Raw genomic sequence first — 17,230 nt, forward strand, 5'->3', positions numbered from 1 at the left:
GCGGCTTTTTCGTTTTGGACCGGAGACGACGATGACCAAACGGATCGCAACGACATTGCTCAAGGATTTCACCCGTCGCGATTTCCTGGCGAGCAGCGCGCTGACCGCAGCTCTCTTCACTGCCGCGCTCCTGCTCTTTCCCGCCAATCACGAAACCGAAGGCAAAAGCCCGCAGGTGACCGCGCAAGTCCCGGTCTCGCGGCGCTGACCGATGCCGCGCCTCTGATCAAGACAACACGCGGTGCCTCCCACGCCGCAAACCGGAGCCGACCATGACCGCAAACCTCCCAGCCGCGCCCAGCCAGGATAATGCTCCCAGGCAGGCACTTGTGATGTCCACCATCGCCTTCACCGTCTGTTTCGCGGTGTGGACGATCTTTTCCATCATCGGCGTACGCATCAAGCAGGAGCTTGGGCTGAACGAGACCGAGTTCGGCCTACTCGTCGGCACGCCGATCCTCACCGGCTCACTCGTGCGCATGGTGCTCGGCGTCTGGACAGACCGCTATGGCGGACGCCTAGTCTACACCATGACGATGCTCGCGGCGGCGGTCGCCACCTTCCTGCTCGCTTTTGCGCACACCTATGAGCAGATGCTGATCGCCGCGCTTGGCGTTGGCCTTGCCGGTGGCTCTTTCGCCGTCGGTGTCGCCTATGTCTCGCGCTTCTTCCCGGCCGGAAAGCAGGGCACGGCGCTCGGCATTTTCGGTGTCGGCAATGTCGGCGCTGCGGTCACCAAGTTCCTTGCGCCACTCGTGCTGCTCGCCTGGGGCTGGCAGTCGGTGGCGCTGGTCTGGGCGGCGGCGCTCGTCGTCATGGCAGTCATCTTCTGGTTCACCACGGGCGACGATCCGGTCATCCGCGAGCGCCGCGCCGGCAAGGCGATGCCCGCAAGAAGCTTCTGGCAGGAATTCGCGCCGTTGAAGAACCTGCAGGTCTGGCGCTTCGCCTTCTACTATTTCTTCTCCTTCGGGGCATTCGTGGCGCTGTCGCTCTGGCTGCCGCGCTACCTCATCGGCGTCTACGGCTTCGGCATCGCTACCGCCGGCATGATCGGCGCCGCCTATTCGATCCCCGCCAGCATCTTTCGCGCCTATGGCGGCGTGCTTTCCGACCGCATCGGCGCCCGCGCCGTGCTCTATTGGACCTTCAGCGTTTGTGCCGTCGCGACACTCACTCTGTCTCTCCCCTCGGCAGACTATGTCGTGCGCGGCATCAGCGGGCCGATCCCGTTCCATGTCGAGATCGGCCCGCTCGCATTCATCGCCGTCGCTTGCGTGCTCGGCTTCTTCATGAGCCTCGGCAAGGCCGCCGTCTACAAGCACATCCCCGTCTATTATCCGCAGAGCGTCGGCGCGGTCGGCGGCGTCGTCGGCATGATCGGCGGCCTCGGCGGCTTCATTCTGCCGATCGCCTTCGGCGCGCTGAACGATCTCACCGGGGTCTGGTCGAGCTGCTTCATGCTGCTCTTCCTCATCGTCGTCTCCTGCCTGATCTGGATGCACGTCACCGTCCGCCGGATGGAGCGCGCGGCCGAGGTCAAGAGCCCGTCCCTATCCTACGCCGCCGAATAGATCGGAGCAGACCGGACATGACCGAGAAACTCGTCATCATCGGCAACGGCATGGCGCCAGGCAGGATGCTGGAGCACCTGCTGGAAGCCGCGCCCGACCGCTACGCCGTCACCATCTTCAACGCCGAGCCGCGCGTGAACTACGACCGCATCATGCTGTCGCCGGTGCTTTCGGGCGAGAAGGAGTTCGAGGAAATCGTCATCCATGGTGACGGCTGGTACATCAAGCACGGCATCACCCTCTACAAGGGCCACCGGATCGTCGCCATCGACAGGGACGCGAAGACCGTCACCTCGGACCACGGCGTGACCGAGAGTTACGACAGGCTGGTCATCGCCACCGGCTCGGTGCCCTTCATCATTCCGGTGCCGGGCAAGGACTTGCCCGGCGTGCTCAGCTACCGCGACCTCGACGACGTCAACGCCATGCTGCTTGCCGCGCAGTCGCGCGCCAAAGCGGTCGTCATCGGCGGCGGCCTGCTCGGGCTCGAAGCCGCTGCCGGGCTGAAGGAGCGCGGCATGGACGTCACCGTGCTCCACGTCATGCCGACCCTGATGGAACGCCAGCTCGATCCCGCCGCCGGCTACCTCTTGCAGAAGGCTGTCGAGGCGCGCGGCATCAAGGTCATGACCAAGGCCAACACCAAGACCATTGTTGGCAACGGCAAGGTCGAGGGCGTCGAGCTGATGGACGGCACGATCATCCCGGCAACGCTGGTGGTGATGGCGGTCGGCATCCGCCCGAACAGCGCCTTGGCCAAGGACGCCGGGCTCGAGGTCAATCGCGGCATCGTCGTCGACGACCGCATGCAAACGTCCGACCCCGCGATCATGGCGCTCGGCGAATGCGCCGAGGTCGGCGGCCATGTCTATGGACTCGTCGCGCCGCTCTACGAGATGGCCCGCGTCGCGGCTGCCAGGCTGGCCGATGGCGAGGACAAGCGCTTCGTCCACTCCGACACGCCGACCAAGCTCAAGGTCACCGGCATCGACCTTTATTCGCTGGGCGACTTTGCCGACGGCGACGACCGCGAGGAGATCATCCTGCGCGACGCCTCCGCCGGCATCTACAAGCGCGTCGTGCTGCAGGACAACCGCATCATCGGCACGGTGCTGTTCGGCGAGACCGCCGACGGCGCCTGGTTCAACGACCTCAAGAAGAAGGCGACCGACATATCGGAGATGCGCGACACGCTGATCTTCGGCCAGGCGTTCCAGGGAGGCGTTTCCTCGGACCCTTTGGCGGCCGTTGCGGCACTGGCGGATGATGCGGAAATCTGCGGCTGCAACGGCGTCTGCAAGGGCAAGATCACCGGCGCGATCACGGCGAAGGGGCTGACCGGCCTCGACGACGTGCGCGCCCACACCAAGGCCTCGGCCTCCTGCGGTTCGTGCACGGGTCTAGTCGAGCAGCTGCTGAAGCTCACACTGGGCGAGGCCTACAATCCGGCGGCGGTACAGCCTATGTGCGGCTGCACGAGCCTCGGCCATGACGATGTGCGGCGTCTGATCAAGGCGAAGGGCCTGAAGACGATCCCTGCCATCATGCAGGAGCTCGAATGGAAGACCTCCTGCGGCTGCGCAAAATGCCGGCCGGCGCTCAACTACTATCTCGTCTGCGATTGGCCGGACCAATATGCCGACGACTACCAGTCGCGCTTCATCAACGAACGCGTGCACGCCAACATCCAGAAGGACGGCACCTATTCGGTGGTGCCGCGCATGTGGGGCGGGGTGACCAGCGCCGGCGAATTGCGCGCCATCGCCGACGTGGTCGACAAGTTCGATATCCCGATGGTCAAGGTGACGGGCGGCCAGCGCATCGACATGCTTGGCATCCGCAAGGAGGACCTGCCGGCGGTATGGGCCGATCTCGGCAAGGCCGGCTTCGTCTCCGGCCATGCCTATGCCAAGGGCCTGCGCACGGTGAAGACCTGTGTCGGCTCCGACTGGTGCCGTTTCGGCACGCAGGATTCGACGGGGCTCGGCATCCGCATCGAGAAGTTCATGTGGGGTTCGTGGACGCCGGCCAAGGTGAAGATGGCTGTGTCGGGATGCCCGCGCAACTGCGCGGAGGCGACCTGCAAGGATGTCGGCGTGGTGTGCGTCGACTCTGGCTACGAAATTCACTTCGCCGGCGCCGCCGGCCTCGACATCAAGGGCACGGAAGTGCTCGGCTTGGTAAAGACCGAGGACGAGGCGCTGGAGGTGATCGTGGCGCTGGTCCAGATGTATCGCGAGCAGGCCCGCTATCTCGAGCGCATCTACAAATGGGCAAAGCGCGTCGGCACGGCCGAGATCAAGAAGCAGATCCTGGACGACGCCGAGAAGCGCCGCGCCTATTTCGAGCGCTTCGTCTTCAGCCAAAAATTCGCGCAGGTCGATCCGTGGTCGGAGCGCGTCTCCGGCAAGGACAAGCATGAGTTCAGGCCGATGGCGTCGGTCGGGTTCGCGGAGGCGGCGGAGTGACCAACATGACCTGGATCGCCATCGGTTCCGTCACCGACATTCCGCCGCGCGGCGCGCGTTGCGTGGCCACTCCGCAAGGCAAGATCGCGGTCTTCCGCACCGCGGACGATCAGGTTTATGCCATAGACGACCACTGCCCACACAAGGGCGGACCGCTCAGCCAGGGGATCGTCCACGGCGCTGCGGTGACCTGCCCGCTGCACAATTGGGTGATCTCGCTGGAGACAGGCAAGGCGCTTGGCGCCGACGAAGGCTCGGTCCGGACTATACCGGTCAAGGTTGAGGGCGAACGGTTGTTCATCGCGCTCGAAGCGCTGGCCTCGAAAGCGGCCTGAGGCATGCAAGAAGCACGCGAGGTGAGGACCACCTGCCCCTATTGCGGGGTGGGCTGCGGCGTGCTCGCCGAGGTCGCCGCCGGCGGGATTGCGACCGGGCGCGGGGACCCCGATCATCCGGCCAATTTCGGCCGGCTCTGCTCGAAAGGTTCGGCTCTCGGCGAGACGCTTGGCCTCGAAGGCCGTTTGCTGCGGCCGGAAATTCTAGGCAAGCCGGCGAGCTGGGACGAAGCGCTCGACCTCGTGGCCGCGAAATTCTCGCAGGCTGTCGCCGAACACGGCCCGGACTCTGTCGCCTTCTATGTCTCCGGCCAGTTGCTCACCGAGGACTATTACGTCGCCAATAAGCTGATGAAGGGCTTCATCGGCTCGGCCAATATCGACACCAATTCAAGGCTCTGCATGGCGTCGTCCGTCGCCGGTCATCGCCGCGCTTTCGGCGAGGACATCGTTCCCGGTGTCTATGAGGATTTCGAGTGCGCCGATCTCATCGTGCTCACCGGCTCCAACACCGCATGGTGCCATCCCGTTCTCTACCAGCGCATGCTTGCGGCGCGAAAGGAACGCGGAACCAGGATCGTCGTCGTCGACCCGCGCCGCACCGCAACCGCCGACGAATGCGACCTGCACCTGGCGCTCGATCCGGGCACGGACGTGATGCTGTTCAACGGGCTGCTTGCATATCTCGTCCAGGCCGGAAAAATCGATCCTGATTTCATCCGCGATCATACATCGGGCTTCGATGCGGCAGCTTCGCTCGCCGGCGCCGATGCGCCTTCGATCGCACGCGTGGCAAAGGGCTGCGGGCTGGCGGCAGCCGACGTCCAGGCCTTCTACGATCTCTTTGCCGCGACCGAGCGGACGGTCACCGTCTACAGCCAGGGCGTCAACCAGTCGGCGCATGGAACCGACAAGGTCAACGCCATCATCAACTGCCATCTCGCCACCGGCCGCATCGGCGAACCCGGCACGGGGCCGTTCTCGGTCACCGGGCAGCCGAACGCCATGGGCGGCCGCGAGGTCGGCGGTCTGGCCAACCAGCTTGCCGCGCATATGGATTTTGCCGACGAGGCCAGTATCGACCGGGTCTCCCGCTTCTGGAATGCGCCCAACATCGCCCGGCGCGGCGGCCTGAAGGCCTTAGACATGTTCCAGGCGGTCGCCGACGGCCGCATCAAGGCCTTGTGGGTCATGGGCACCAATCCCGCCGTCTCGATGCCCGACGCTTCGCGTGTGCGCACTGCATTGTCCAAATGCGATTTCGTCGCGGTCTCGGATGTGACCCGCACCGACACCACGCGCTATGCCGACGTGCTGCTGCCGGCCGCCGCCTGGGGCGAGAAGGATGGCACCGTCACCAATTCGGAACGGCGCCTCTCGCGCCAGCGGCCGTTCCTGCCGCCGCCCAGCGACACGAAAGCCGACTGGCGCATCATCTGCGAGGTCGCCGCGCGCATGGGTTTTGGCGAGGCCTTCGCCTACCAGACGCCAGCCGCGATCTTCCGCGAGCATGCAGCGCTGTCCGCCTTCGAGAACGACGGCAAGCGCCTGTTCGACCTTGGCGGCGTGGCTGATCTCAGCGATGAAGATTATTCCGCCTTCGCGCCGCGCCATTGGCCCGCATCGGAGCGGTGCGAGCAGCAGACGAGACTTTTCTCCGACGGTCGTTTTGCGACACAGGACGGACGCGCGCGTTTCGTGCCGGTGCGGCAGGAGGCGACGGCCTTCACGGTCGACGCCGACTATCCGCTCGCCCTGAACACCGGCCGGCTGCGCGACCAGTGGCACACCATGACGCGCACCGGAAACGTGCCGCGTTTGATGGCGAACGCGCCGGACCCGGCGGTCGACCTTCACCCGGCGGACGCGGCCGCGCATCAGCTCAAGGAGGGCGACCTCGCTCATCTTTCAACCCGCTTCGGCTTCGTCCGCGCCAGAGTGCGCGTGGCCGACGCGCAGCGGCGCGGACACGCCTTCATGCCCATGCATTGGAGCGGCCAGTTCGCAGCCAAGGCAGCAGCCGGCCTCTTATCCTCGCCGGTCACCGATCCGTATTCCGGCCAGCCAGAGCTCAAGCATGTTCCGGTGAGAATCGTGCGGGAAGAGACTGGCTGGGCCGGCGTGCTCATCACGCGACGCGATCTCAGGCCGACCGGTTTCGTGCATTGGAGCCGGCATGCTGTCGAGGGCGGCTGGGTTTACGAGTTGACCGGAACCGAGCCGCCGGACCAGGGCATCCTGCTGGCGCGCAAGCTGCTCGGCGTCCAGCGGCGGGATCAACTCCTGGAATACACCGACCGCCGCGGGCTCGCCTATCGCGCCGCGGCCATCGACGAAGGCGGCGCCATGGCCGAAGCCTTGCTGGTCGCCGCCCCGGACCAGTTGCCGGCACGGGACTGGCTGGTGTCGTTGCTCGCCACGCGCCAGCCGCTGTCGGCCGCAGTCCGGCACGCGCTTCTGTCCGGCCGGTCACCCGTGCCGATGCCGGCCATCGGGCGCGTCGTGTGCGCGTGCTTCCATGTCGGCGCCAACCAGCTCGCTTCGGCGGTCGCCTCGGGATGCGACAGCCTCGAAGCGATCGGCTCGACGCTGCGTGCGGGCACCAATTGCGGCTCATGCCGCTCGGAGATCAGGGCGATTATCGAGTCGCGCCGAGTGCAAGCGGCTGAGTGAGCTGTGCCCGTCGCGACCCGTTTTATCGATCCTCGATGATCCTCAAATACGCCGCCGTCACGAACAGCACGATGAAGCCGAAGAGGATGCGGCGGCCGCCTTCGGGCATCTGCAGGATGGTGAGCAGCGTCGTCAGCACGGTCAGGATCAGCGCGCCGATGATGGTGCCCGTGTAGCCGCCGCGGCCGCCGAAGATCGAGGTGCCGCCGATGACGGCGGCAGCCACCGAAGGCAGCACCAGCGGTTCGGCGAGCGAGAGCGAGGGCGCCTTGATCAGGCCGATATAGAGCAGGCCGGTGATGCCGGCGAGCAGGCTGGAGAGGACGTAGAGCGCGGTGATCACCTGCCAGTAGCGGACGCCTGACAGGCGCGCGGCGCGTTCATTGTCGCCGACGGCATAGAGCAGGCGGCCGAAGCCGGTGCGGTTCAGCATGAAGACGATCAGCACCGCCACCGGCACGAACAGAAGAAGCGCGTTGGGAAAGCCATAGGTGAGGCCGGTGCCCAGCCAGTTGAGGAAATCGGGAATCCTGGCGCCGGACGCGATCACCGTGCGCTGGTAGACCTGCAGGAAGCCGGTGCCGATCAGGCTGGTGCCGAGCGTCATGATCAGCGGATGCACCCGAAACACGCCGACGCCGATGCCGTTGACGAGGCCGATCAGCACCGCGGGCAGCATGGCCAGCAGGAAAGCCACCGCCGGATCCTGGTTGACGATCTGCGTTGCCATGATGAAGGCGCTCATCGTCGCCACGGTGCCGACGGAAAGGTCGATGCCGCCGGTCAGCATCGTCATGGTCTGGCAGCCGGCGAGGATCGCCAGCGGGATGGCGAATTTCGCCGTGTTGGCGATCCAGCGCTCGTTGACGATGCCGGGGCGCAGGATCTGCAGGATCACCACGAGAATGATCAAAAGGACGATCAGAGGGATGAGCGGCCGGTCCGCCATGAAGCGCTTCAGGCGGCGGCCGAACGAGACAGGCTGGGGCATGGTCGCGATGTCGGTCATGGCGTTGCTCCTGCCGGGCGGCTCCGCATGGTGATGAAGGCGCCGAACATCACGACCGCGACCATGATCGCGCCTTCGATGATCGCGGTGACGTTCGGATCGATGGCCAGAAGCGTCAGGTCGGTGCGCACCAGCCGCAGCACGAAGACGGCGATGATCGGCCCGGGCAGGCCGCCCTTGCCGCCGCCGAGCGCGACGCCGCCCAGCACCACGGCGGCTACGCTGGCAAGCAGATAAGGCCCGGGGATGGGCGCGCCGATACCGGTGCTGATGGTAAGCGACAGGCCGCCGAGCGCGGCGAACAGGCCGGAGAGCGCATAGGCGACGATCCTGGTGCGCGCCACCGGCACGCCGCTGCGGAAGGCGGCGAGCTCGTTGCTGCCGATGGCGTAGATGGAAAGGCCAAGTCGCGAGCGCCTGAGCGGAATCCAGACGATGCAGAGGCAAACGGCGAGCAGCACCAGCGCCTTTGGAACCCAGGCGTCGGCCCAATCCGGCAGGCCGGGGATCGGCACGGTGCCGATGACGCTTGCCTTCAGCCACTCGGCGGCGGCGCCGCCGGGAGCACCAAGCACCAGCAGCGCCGCGCCTTGAAGCACGAACAGCATGGCCAAGGTGACGACGATATCAGGCACCCGCGTGACGACGATGAGCACGCCGTTCAGAGCGCCGAGCACCAGCCCCATGGCCAGCACGAAGGGCACGACAAACAAGGCATATTCCTCGCTGGCGCCGTTCATCATCGAGGCCGCGGTCACGCTGGTCAGCGCCATCATAGCGGCGACCGACAGGTCTATGCCGCCGGCGATGACGACGACCGTTTGGGCCGCGACCGCGAAGGCGTAAGGCAGAACCGCCCGCGCAAGCGAGCCGAAGTCGCCGCTGCCATAGCCCGGCTGGATCAGCTTGGTGACGACGAAGAGGAAGATCAGCAGTGCGAAGAGGCCCGCGACCCAGCCCTGATTGCGGAGAAAGCGGCTCATGACGCGGCCTCCGCGCTGGAACCGGGTTTGACCTCGGCAAGGATGCCGACATCCGCCTTGGCGCCGCGCGGCAGGCCGTAGGCGGCCCGCATCAATGCCGCTTCGTCGGCTTCTTCCACCGGGAAAGTATCGACGACGCGGCCGCCGAAGATGACGACGACGCGGTCGCAGACACGCTGCACCTCTTCCATCTCGGATGTGTAGAACAGCACCGACTTGCCCTGGCCGGCGAGCTCGCGCAGCAGCTTGTAGATCTCCTGCTTGGTGCCGACATCGATGCCGCGCGTCGCGTCGAAGCAAAGAATGGTGCGGGCGTTGGCCGCGATCCAGCGGGCAATGGTCACCTTCTGCTGGTTGCCGCCGGACAGGCGCTGCACTTCGCCCTGGGCGCGGGTGTCGATCTGCAATCTGCCGATGGCGCTGGAAACCACCACTTGCTCCCGGCGCATGCGGATCGGCCCCCATTTGCGCGGCGCCGCGCTGAAGGGCAGCGCGATGTTCTCACGCACCGAACGCTGCATCGCCAAAGCCTCGGCGCGGTCGCCCGGCACATAGGCGATGCCGGCCTGGATGGCGTCGCTCGGATGCGAGAATTTTACCGGCGCGCCGTCGACGTCGATGGTGCCGCCTGTCGGGCGGATCGAGCCGGCAAGCGCGGCGAAGAGCTCGTCCTGGCCCTGTCCCTCGAGCGCAAAGACGCCGACGACCTCGCCATTGGCGAGATCGAAGGAGACGTCGTTGAGCTTGGTGCCAAGCTGCAGGTTGCGGACCGACAATCTCTGACGACCGCCGACGGCAACCGCTACCTCATTCGCCGCGCGCGCGGCGACGCGTGTCTTCTCGATGCGGGTGCCGAGCATCATCTCGACTATTCTTTCCTCGATGCCCGGTTCGATGTCGACGACACCGACGGTTGCGCCGTCGCGCAAGACGGTCGCGCGATCGCAGAGCGCGGAAATCTCGACGAAACGGTGCGAGATGAAGATGACGGAGCGGCCGGCGTCGCCCTGGCGGCGCACGACTTCCAGCACCTTCTCGGCAAGGTTAGCCGGCAGAGCCGCGGTCATCTCGTCGAGCAGAAGCACGTCGGGTTCGACGGCGAGCGCGCGGGCGAGATCGAGCACGCGCAGGATGGCCAAAGGGATATGGCGGGCCGTCTCGCGGATATCGAGGTCGGGAATGCCGATCTCGCGCACCCAAGCGCGGAACGGCTCGACCGGCGTGCCGGTGAGCCGCAGGTTGGACAGGACATCGAGATCGGGGATCAACGCCGGTTCCTGGTAGACCGGCAGCAGGCCGGCGCGGCGTGCGTCGGCGGGCGAGCGGACATCGAGCTGCTGGCCGCGGATCAGGATGCGCCCGGCATCCGCCTTGATCGCACCGGTCAGGATCTTCACCAGCGTGGACTTGCCGGCGCCGTTGGCGCCCATCAGCGCATGCACTTCGCCCGGCAGCACGGACAGCGAAGCGTTGCGCAGCGCGGCAACCGCGCCGTAGTTCTTCGTCACGCCGGTGGCGTCGAGGAGGGGATTTTGCGGCGACGGGTTTGTTGTCAAATCGTGTGGTTCTCGTTCCAAAAACTGATGCAGACCGCGGCTCACCTCCCCTTCTCCCCTTGTGGGAGAAGGTGTCGCCGAAGGCGACGAATGACGGGTGCTCCAGCGGAGTGAGACATTGGCGTTCCCTGGAACACCCCTCATCCGTCTCGGCGCTATCGCGCCGATCCACCTTCTCCCACAAGGGGAGAAGGCAGAAGGGCGTCTCGTCTCTTATTCGCCCGGGCCCTTGCAGGCGATGATCTGGTCCTTGGTGTAGGTCGTCCAGTCCGGGATCGAGATCGAGACCGGCCATTCGGGGCTGAGCGAGGGATCGACAACGCTCTTCAGCTTGGCCTTGCCTTCTTCGGTGGCGTTTTCCCAAAGCTGCGGTTCGACCAGAACGGTCTGCTGCGCCGGCTTCTTGCCGTCGAGGATCTGCAGCGCCAGCGTCACGCCGGCGCCGCCGATCGAGCCGGGATTGGTGACGGCCGCACCCACCAGGCCCTTGACCGAGATCAACTGACCGACGAAGCCGGCATTGTCGGCGCCCACGACCGGCACCATCGGCGCCTGCTGCTCGACCAGCGCATCGACGATGACGTTGTCGATGCCGGAGGTCCAGATGCCGTTGATCGGGGTGCCGGTGGCGAGGAAGGAGAGGATCTGCTGCTTGGCCTGATCCTGCTGCCAGCCAGTGAAGACTTCCTGCGCGACCTTTACGTCGGGGAATTCGGCCAGAGCCTTCTTGAAGCCTTTGTCGCGGTCAGAGTCGGCCGAGGCCCCGGCAGCGCCGCGCATATAAAACACGTCGCCCTTGCCGCCCATCTGCTGGAACAGCCACTTGGCGCCGAGATAGGCGTATTGTTCCTGGTTGTTGGAGATGATGTAGGCCGACGGCTCGGTCACCGCCTGGTCAACGGCGACGACGACGATACCGGCCTTGGTGGCTTCCTCGAGGCCGGCCTTGATGCCGGCCGGATCGGCCGGGTTGACGACGATGGCGTCGACCTTGGCGCTGATCAGGTTGCGGATGTCCTCGAGCTGGCCGGCGGCGTCGGTGTTGCGGTGGGCAATGTTGAGCTTCGCCACTTCGCCCGAAGCGAGCGCCTGCGCCTTCATCGCGCAGATCATTTCCTCGCGCCAGCCATTGCCCTGCACGGTGTTGGAAATGCCGATCGTGTACTTGCCGGCGGCGGCCGAGCCGCCCACCGAGGCAAGCAGCGCGGCGCCGGCAAGGAGCGAGGCCACGGTCAGATGTCTTTTCATTTCAGTACTCCTCCACATTGATCTTTTCAGTTCGGTTCCAGGGCTCTGATTCAGTCGGAGCCAAGCTTTCGTCATTTGATGAAGGGGCGCAGCACGTCGCGGGCAAGCAGGAAGCCGCGCTTGACCTTTTCGTCCGTCCCCTCGAAGCGCCGGTCCTCATGCTCGATGATGACCGGCCCGTCATAGCCGGCCCGATACAGGCCCGAAAAAATCCTGCTCCAGTCGATGTCCCCAAGCCCCGGCATGCGCGGCACCTGCCAGCCTATGCCGGCCGAAAGGATTCCGCGCTCGTACAAACCATCATGATCAATCATCAGGTCCTTGGCATGCACATGCAGCATGCTCTTGCCGAATTCGCGGATGAAACGCTCCTTGTCGATCATCTGCCAGACGAGATGCGAGGGGTCGAAGTTCATGCCGACATCGCCGCCCCAGGCTTCGAGAATGCGGCGCCAGACATAGGGCGAATAGGCGATGTTGTGCCCACCCGGCCATTCGTCATAGCTGAAGATCATCGGGCAGTTCTCGAAGGCGAGCTTGACGCCATGCTCGCGGGCATGGGCGATGATCGCCGGCCAGATTTTCTGCGCATCTTCCCAGTTGGCGTCGATAGTCTTCGAAGCATCACCGCCGCAGAAGGTGTTGACGAGCGGCACGCTCATGCGGCTCGCCAGCACGATCACCTTCTTCAGATGGTCGATCACCGCTTCGCGATGCGCCCGGTCGGGATGGAGCGGATTGGGATAGAAGCCGAGACCCGAGATGGCCAGGCCCTTGCCGGCGAGCTCGTCGGCGATGTCCTTGGCCTCAGCGGCCGAGACTCCCACGTCGATATGGCTGGTGCCGGCATAGCGCCGGCTGGCGCCGGAAGTCTTCGGCCAGCAGGCGATTTCCAGCGCCTCGAAGCCGGCCGAGCGCGCCCAATCGGCGACTTCGCCGAGCGGCGTATCCGGAAACGGTGCTGTCAGCAGTCCAAGCTTCATGATCCCTCCCGGTTGCTAACTATGCAGATCGCGTCGGCTGCTTCAACCGCGCATCGGTTGGCCCAGCGCAGACCTGTCCGACAAAGCCCATCGGATCGTTCGAGAGCAAACCACCGAGCCCGGCGATGATATGGGCCCGGAATGTCGCGTTGGCGGCCAAGGCCGGGTCGAAGATAGCGTCGATGGCAAGGATCGAATCGACGAGCGCTTTGCTGTCCGTACCGATGCGGTCGGCAATGGCGGCGATCTTGTCGGCAAACGGATCGGACACCTGCCAGGCGCGGCCGAAGCGGGCGGAAGCCTTGATCAGATAGGCCATCCAGCCGGCAACGGCCACCGAGAGGAGCGCAATGTCCCCGCCTTTCGCCAGGCGATCGCGGATCGGGTTGAGCAGGCGCTGCACGATCTTCTGCGAGCCATCGGTGGCGATCTGGTGGTTGCGATAGCGGATCGCGGTGTTGGCGAGGCGCGACAGGCTCTGCTCGACATAGGCCGCCGGCTGAATGCCGGGCACGGGCGTCAGCGTCGGCAATGTTTCCTCGGTCAGCATGCGCCGGACGAAACGGGCCAGAAGCGGGTCGGCCATCGTCTCGAACGTGTGTTCAAAGCCGCCCAACACCCCGAGATAGCTGAGCGTCGTCTGGGCACCGTTCAGCACGCGCATCTTGAGGTGCTCGAATGGCGTGACATCGTCGACGAAGGTCGCGCCGACAAGGTCCCAGCGGGGCACGCGTCCGGCGAAGCGGTTCTCGATCACCCATTGGCGGAAGCGCTCGCCGACCACCACAGCGCCGTCGCGATAGCCGAAGCGCTGCTCGACGGCGTCGATATCGGCCTCGGTCGTCGCCGGCACGATACGGTCGACCATGGCCGCGGGGAAGGCGACATTGGCTTCGATCCAGTTCGCCAGCTTGCCGCCGCGCCGTTCGGCAAATGTCCGTACGGCATTGCAGAGGATCATGCCGTTGGTCGGGATGTTGTCGCAGGACAACAGCGTCACCGGCCTGCCCTGTCTGGCCATGCGCAGTTCCAGCGCGCGCGCCAGGATACCGGGCACGCTGCGCGGCGTCTCGGGGTTGGCGAGATCGCGGACGATATCGGGATGGTCGAGGTCGAGCGCGCCGCTCGACGGGATGTGGCAATAGCCTTTCTCGGTCACCGTCATGGTGACCAGCTCGATGTCAGGCGAGGCGAGTACGTCCAGCGCCGGCGCTGCGATCTCCTGGCTGTCGACGACGCGCAAGACGCTGCCGATAACGCGCGCTTCGACTTCGTCGTTCTGGCGGATCAGCCGTGTGTAGAGGCCGCTCTGCCGGCCGAGCGTGCCGGCCAGCAGGGGAGGGCGGATATTGATGCCGACCAGTCCCCAGCGGTCGAAATCCTTCGCCAGGAGGTCGTCGGTGTATTCGGCCTGATGGCAGCGGTGGAAGGCGCCGACGCCGATATGGGCGATGCCCGGCTTCAGCGCGGCGCGATCGTAAGCCGGCTTGCGGACCTCCGACGGCAATCGGCCGAGCAGGGCAGGGCTGAGCTTCTCGGCGCTCACCGATTGGCTCCGATCACCCATTGCTCCTGGTCGATCAGCGCCCCGGTCATAGGGCCCGCCGCGTCGGAAAGCAGGAAGACCGCGAGATTGGCGATATCGCTCACGGAGAAAAGCCGGCCGAAGGGCTGCGTGGCATTGGCCGCATCCAGCCAGCCCGGGCCCTGGCCGAGCGTCTCGGCCTGCATGATCCGTTCGGCCGGCGTATCGGTCCAGCCGACATTGATGCCGTTGACGCGGATGCGGTCAAAGCGATGGGCATTGGCGGCGTTCTTGGTCAGCGTCGCCAGCGCGCCCTTGGTGGCGGAATAGACGGCAAGCTCCGGCGAGCCGCAATGCGCGTTGATCGACAGGATGTTGACGATCGAGCCGCCCTGTCCGCGCTTCCTCATCTCGGCGATTGCCGCCTGCATCAGGAAGAAGGGCGCGCGGGCGTTGACGGCAAACAGCGATTCCCAGTCGTCGAGCGTGGCATCGACGAAGGAAGCGCGATCGGTCAGGCCGGCGGCGTTGACTAGGCCGTCGATGCGGCCGAAGTGGTCGATGCAGGCTTGCGCCAGCCGCGCCGGGGCCTCGGGGTCGCCGAGATCGGCAGCAGCGAAGGCGGTGGGAGTGCCGATGGCCGCGAGTTCGGCGGTGACCGCGTCGCCGCGCTTCTGGTCTCGCCCGGTGATCAGCAGTCCGGCGGCGCCGGAGCGCGCAAGCGTCTCGGCGATCGCCCGGCCGATGCCTTGCGTCGCGCCGGTGACCAGCACCACCTTGCCGTCGAGACGAACCTCCATTCCTCCTCCCGGAACAAAGTTTCCATTTTTTCGAATATGGAACGATGGTTCTCTTTAGTCAATCGTGCTAAAGCGGTTCACCGTTTTCATGGAACCGGTGAACCGCTCTATCTCCTTGTCTTTCGCAATTCCGGACGGAAGGTTACGGCGAAGACGCCGAACTTAACCGCTCACACTTTTCCAGGAATTGCTCTTGTCAGCCTGTTCGGCGCGCGACGACGCCGTGGACCAATGCCATGCCGACTGCGAGCGAGGCGGCAAGCGAGCGGAAACCGCCAAAGTCCTGCTCGACCACTTCAAGCCAGGTGTCGGAGAGTTTTGCCAGCGGTGAAAAGGTGCTGTCGGTGATGGCGAGGATGCGCGCCTTGCGCTCATGCGCCACGGCGACGAGATCGGGCGTGATCGAGTTGTAGGGGCTGAAGGAGACGGCCAGCACCGCGTCGCGCGGCGAGATGCAGCCGACCTGGTCAAGCGCGGTCGAGCCGACATTGTCGACCAGCACGTTGCGCACGCCCTGCTGCGACAACGTCAGCGACAGATAGGTGGTGACGGGGAAGGCGCGCTTGCTGCCGATGACATAGATCAGCTCGGCCGCCGCCAGATGGTCGACCATCCTCTCGAAAGCGGCGATATCGAAATCATTGCCGATGCGACCGAGCGAGGCCTGGCAGGCGCCGACCATGCCATTGAGGAAATGCAGGTTTGCGTTCGGCTCCTCGGCCTTGTCTTGACTGCCTTGCGTATCCGGCCAGGAGCCCTTCATGCGGTCCTTGAACAGGAGCTGGAAATCGGAAAAGCCGGAATAGCCGAAGATCTGCGCGAAGCGCACCAGGGTCGAAGGCTGCACGCCGGCCTGGTCCGCCACCTGCGCTATCGTGCCGAGCGCCACCTCGCTCGGGTGCTGCCAGAGGAAGATCGCCACCTGGCGAAGCCGTTTCGGGAAATGCACGGTGCCGGACGCAAGCACGGCGCGCAGCTCTTCATAGGTTTGCGGTTTCGTGTAGCCAACTGCCGCCAGCGACCGGCCTTGTTTGCGGGGAGCGCTGTCACCGGCCTGGCCGGGTGAGGTTCGCACGCCGCTCATGGCATGGGCCGGGTTTGAGGTACCGCGCGGGAAGGTGAAGACCGCCAATTGTCGAAGTTGGCGCCCGAAAAAAGGGCAGCCATCCTACGCTTCATCACCCAGACCCTCCGTCTTTCCTACAAGCCTAGTGCGGCAGGATCGTTTTACAAAACAAAATCTGGAAAAACTGTTCGAAATTGGTGGGAAGCCTCCGTATAGTCGCGCGCTGCCAATGACAGTTATCCGCGAGGAATCGAACATGGTCTATGCAACCGCTGACGGAACCTCGCGCCAACGCTTGCGGGTCGGCATGGCCGGAGGCGGCCGCAACGCCTTCATCGGCGCCGTGCATCGGCTGGCCATGCGGCTCGACGACCAGATCGCCCTGGTCGCCGGCGCATTGTCCTCGGATCCGGAGAACGCAGCCGCCTCCGCCGCGGAGATCGGCATCGCGCCGGAGCGCAGCTACGCCGACTACCACGCCATGGCGAAGGACGAAGCGGCGCGGGCCGATGGCATCGAGGCGGTCGTCATCGTCACGCCCAACCATCTGCACGCGCCGATCGCCACCGCGTTCCTCGAGGCCGGCATCGACGTCATCTGCGACAAGCCGCTGTCGACGACACTTGAGGAGGCACAAGCGCTGGTGGCGCTGACCAAAGCGAAGAAGCGCCGCTTCGTCGTCACGCTGAACAACACCGGCTACGCCATGGTGCGTCAGGCGCGTGAGATGGTGGCGGCGGGCGAGCTCGGCAGCATCGTGTCGGTGCACGGCGCTTACATCCAGGACTGGCTGACCAAGCCGATCGACGCCGAGGGCCAGAAGCAGGCGGAATGGCGCACCGATCCGGCGCGCGCCGGCCAGTCGGCGGTGCTCGCCGATATCGGCGTGCATGCTTTCAACCTGGCAAGCTTCGTCTCCGGCTTCGAGGCCGAGGCGGTCTCGGCCGACCTCTTCACCGCCGTGCCCGGACGGCGGCTCGACGACAACGCGCATGTGCTCGTGCGCTGGG

The 17,230-nt window shown here is 65.4% G+C and carries 14 protein-coding genes; 6 read left to right on the plus strand and 8 right to left on the minus strand.

Annotated elements, in window-relative coordinates; translation table 11 throughout:
- The first annotated feature begins 31 nt into the window (after positions 1-31).
- From LB528_RS15385 to LB528_RS15405, 5 genes are all read left to right on the plus strand, one after another.
- Complete coding sequence (locus tag LB528_RS15385) at positions 32-208, plus strand: twin-arginine translocation signal domain-containing protein (RefSeq protein WP_224513895.1); 177 nt, start codon at positions 32-34, stop codon at positions 206-208.
- Between the two features lie 64 nt (positions 209-272).
- Positions 273-1,574: an MFS transporter gene (locus LB528_RS15390; protein WP_224715404.1), complete on the plus strand. Its 1,302-nt coding sequence runs from the start codon at positions 273-275 to the stop codon at positions 1,572-1,574.
- A gap of 17 nt (positions 1,575-1,591) precedes the next feature.
- Positions 1,592-4,042, plus strand: coding sequence for a nitrite reductase large subunit NirB (gene nirB / locus LB528_RS15395; RefSeq protein ID WP_224715407.1), 2,451 nt, complete (start codon positions 1,592-1,594; stop codon positions 4,040-4,042).
- Between the two features lie 5 nt (positions 4,043-4,047).
- Complete coding sequence (nirD, locus tag LB528_RS15400; RefSeq protein WP_224514039.1) at positions 4,048-4,377, plus strand: nitrite reductase small subunit NirD; 330 nt, start codon at positions 4,048-4,050, stop codon at positions 4,375-4,377.
- Positions 4,378-4,380: 3 nt separating this feature from the next.
- On the plus strand, positions 4,381-7,050 hold the full coding sequence (locus tag LB528_RS15405) for a nitrate reductase (protein ID WP_224715408.1): 2,670 nt from the start codon (positions 4,381-4,383) through the stop codon (positions 7,048-7,050).
- A gap of 22 nt (positions 7,051-7,072) precedes the next feature.
- On the opposite strand, the gene LB528_RS15410 is transcribed toward LB528_RS15405, so the two are convergent.
- From LB528_RS15410 to LB528_RS15445, 8 genes are all read right to left on the minus strand, one after another.
- Positions 7,073-8,059, minus strand: coding sequence for an ABC transporter permease (locus LB528_RS15410; RefSeq protein ID WP_224715409.1), 987 nt, complete (start codon positions 8,057-8,059; stop codon positions 7,073-7,075).
- A complete protein-coding gene (locus tag LB528_RS15415) occupies positions 8,056-9,042 on the minus strand; it encodes an ABC transporter permease (RefSeq protein WP_224513900.1) in 987 nt (328 codons plus the stop codon). The genes LB528_RS15410 and LB528_RS15415 overlap by 4 nt, the downstream gene beginning before the upstream one ends.
- Positions 9,039-10,598 carry a sugar ABC transporter ATP-binding protein gene (locus tag LB528_RS15420; RefSeq protein WP_224715410.1) on the minus strand — a complete coding sequence of 520 codons (1,560 nt, stop codon included), beginning with the start codon at positions 10,596-10,598 and terminating at the stop codon, positions 9,039-9,041. Before LB528_RS15420 ends, LB528_RS15415 begins: the two co-directional genes overlap by 4 nt.
- Positions 10,599-10,811: 213 nt before the next feature.
- Complete coding sequence (locus LB528_RS15425) at positions 10,812-11,864, minus strand: ABC transporter substrate-binding protein (protein WP_411962186.1); 1,053 nt, start codon at positions 11,862-11,864, stop codon at positions 10,812-10,814.
- Between the two features lie 53 nt (positions 11,865-11,917).
- On the minus strand, positions 11,918-12,829 hold the full coding sequence (locus LB528_RS15430; RefSeq protein WP_224513903.1) for a sugar phosphate isomerase/epimerase family protein: 912 nt from the start codon (positions 12,827-12,829) through the stop codon (positions 11,918-11,920).
- 19 nt (positions 12,830-12,848) lie between these two features.
- Positions 12,849-14,396: a mannitol dehydrogenase family protein gene (locus LB528_RS15435; protein ID WP_224715412.1), complete on the minus strand. Its 1,548-nt coding sequence runs from the start codon at positions 14,394-14,396 to the stop codon at positions 12,849-12,851.
- Entirely contained in the window at positions 14,372-15,154 is a 783-nt protein-coding gene (locus LB528_RS15440; protein WP_224715413.1) for an SDR family oxidoreductase, read from the minus strand. Before LB528_RS15440 ends, LB528_RS15435 begins: the two co-directional genes overlap by 25 nt.
- A gap of 196 nt (positions 15,155-15,350) precedes the next feature.
- On the minus strand, positions 15,351-16,238 hold the full coding sequence (locus LB528_RS15445; protein ID WP_224715414.1) for a MurR/RpiR family transcriptional regulator: 888 nt from the start codon (positions 16,236-16,238) through the stop codon (positions 15,351-15,353).
- A gap of 238 nt (positions 16,239-16,476) precedes the next feature.
- Between LB528_RS15445 and LB528_RS15450 the strand changes: the two genes are divergently transcribed.
- Positions 16,477-17,230 (plus strand): Gfo/Idh/MocA family protein (locus LB528_RS15450; RefSeq protein WP_224715415.1); only part of this gene is annotated, 754 nt, incomplete at its 3' end.

This window comes from Mesorhizobium sp. CA4 (assembly GCF_020165075.1).
Lineage (GTDB): Bacteria > Pseudomonadota > Alphaproteobacteria > Rhizobiales > Rhizobiaceae > Mesorhizobium.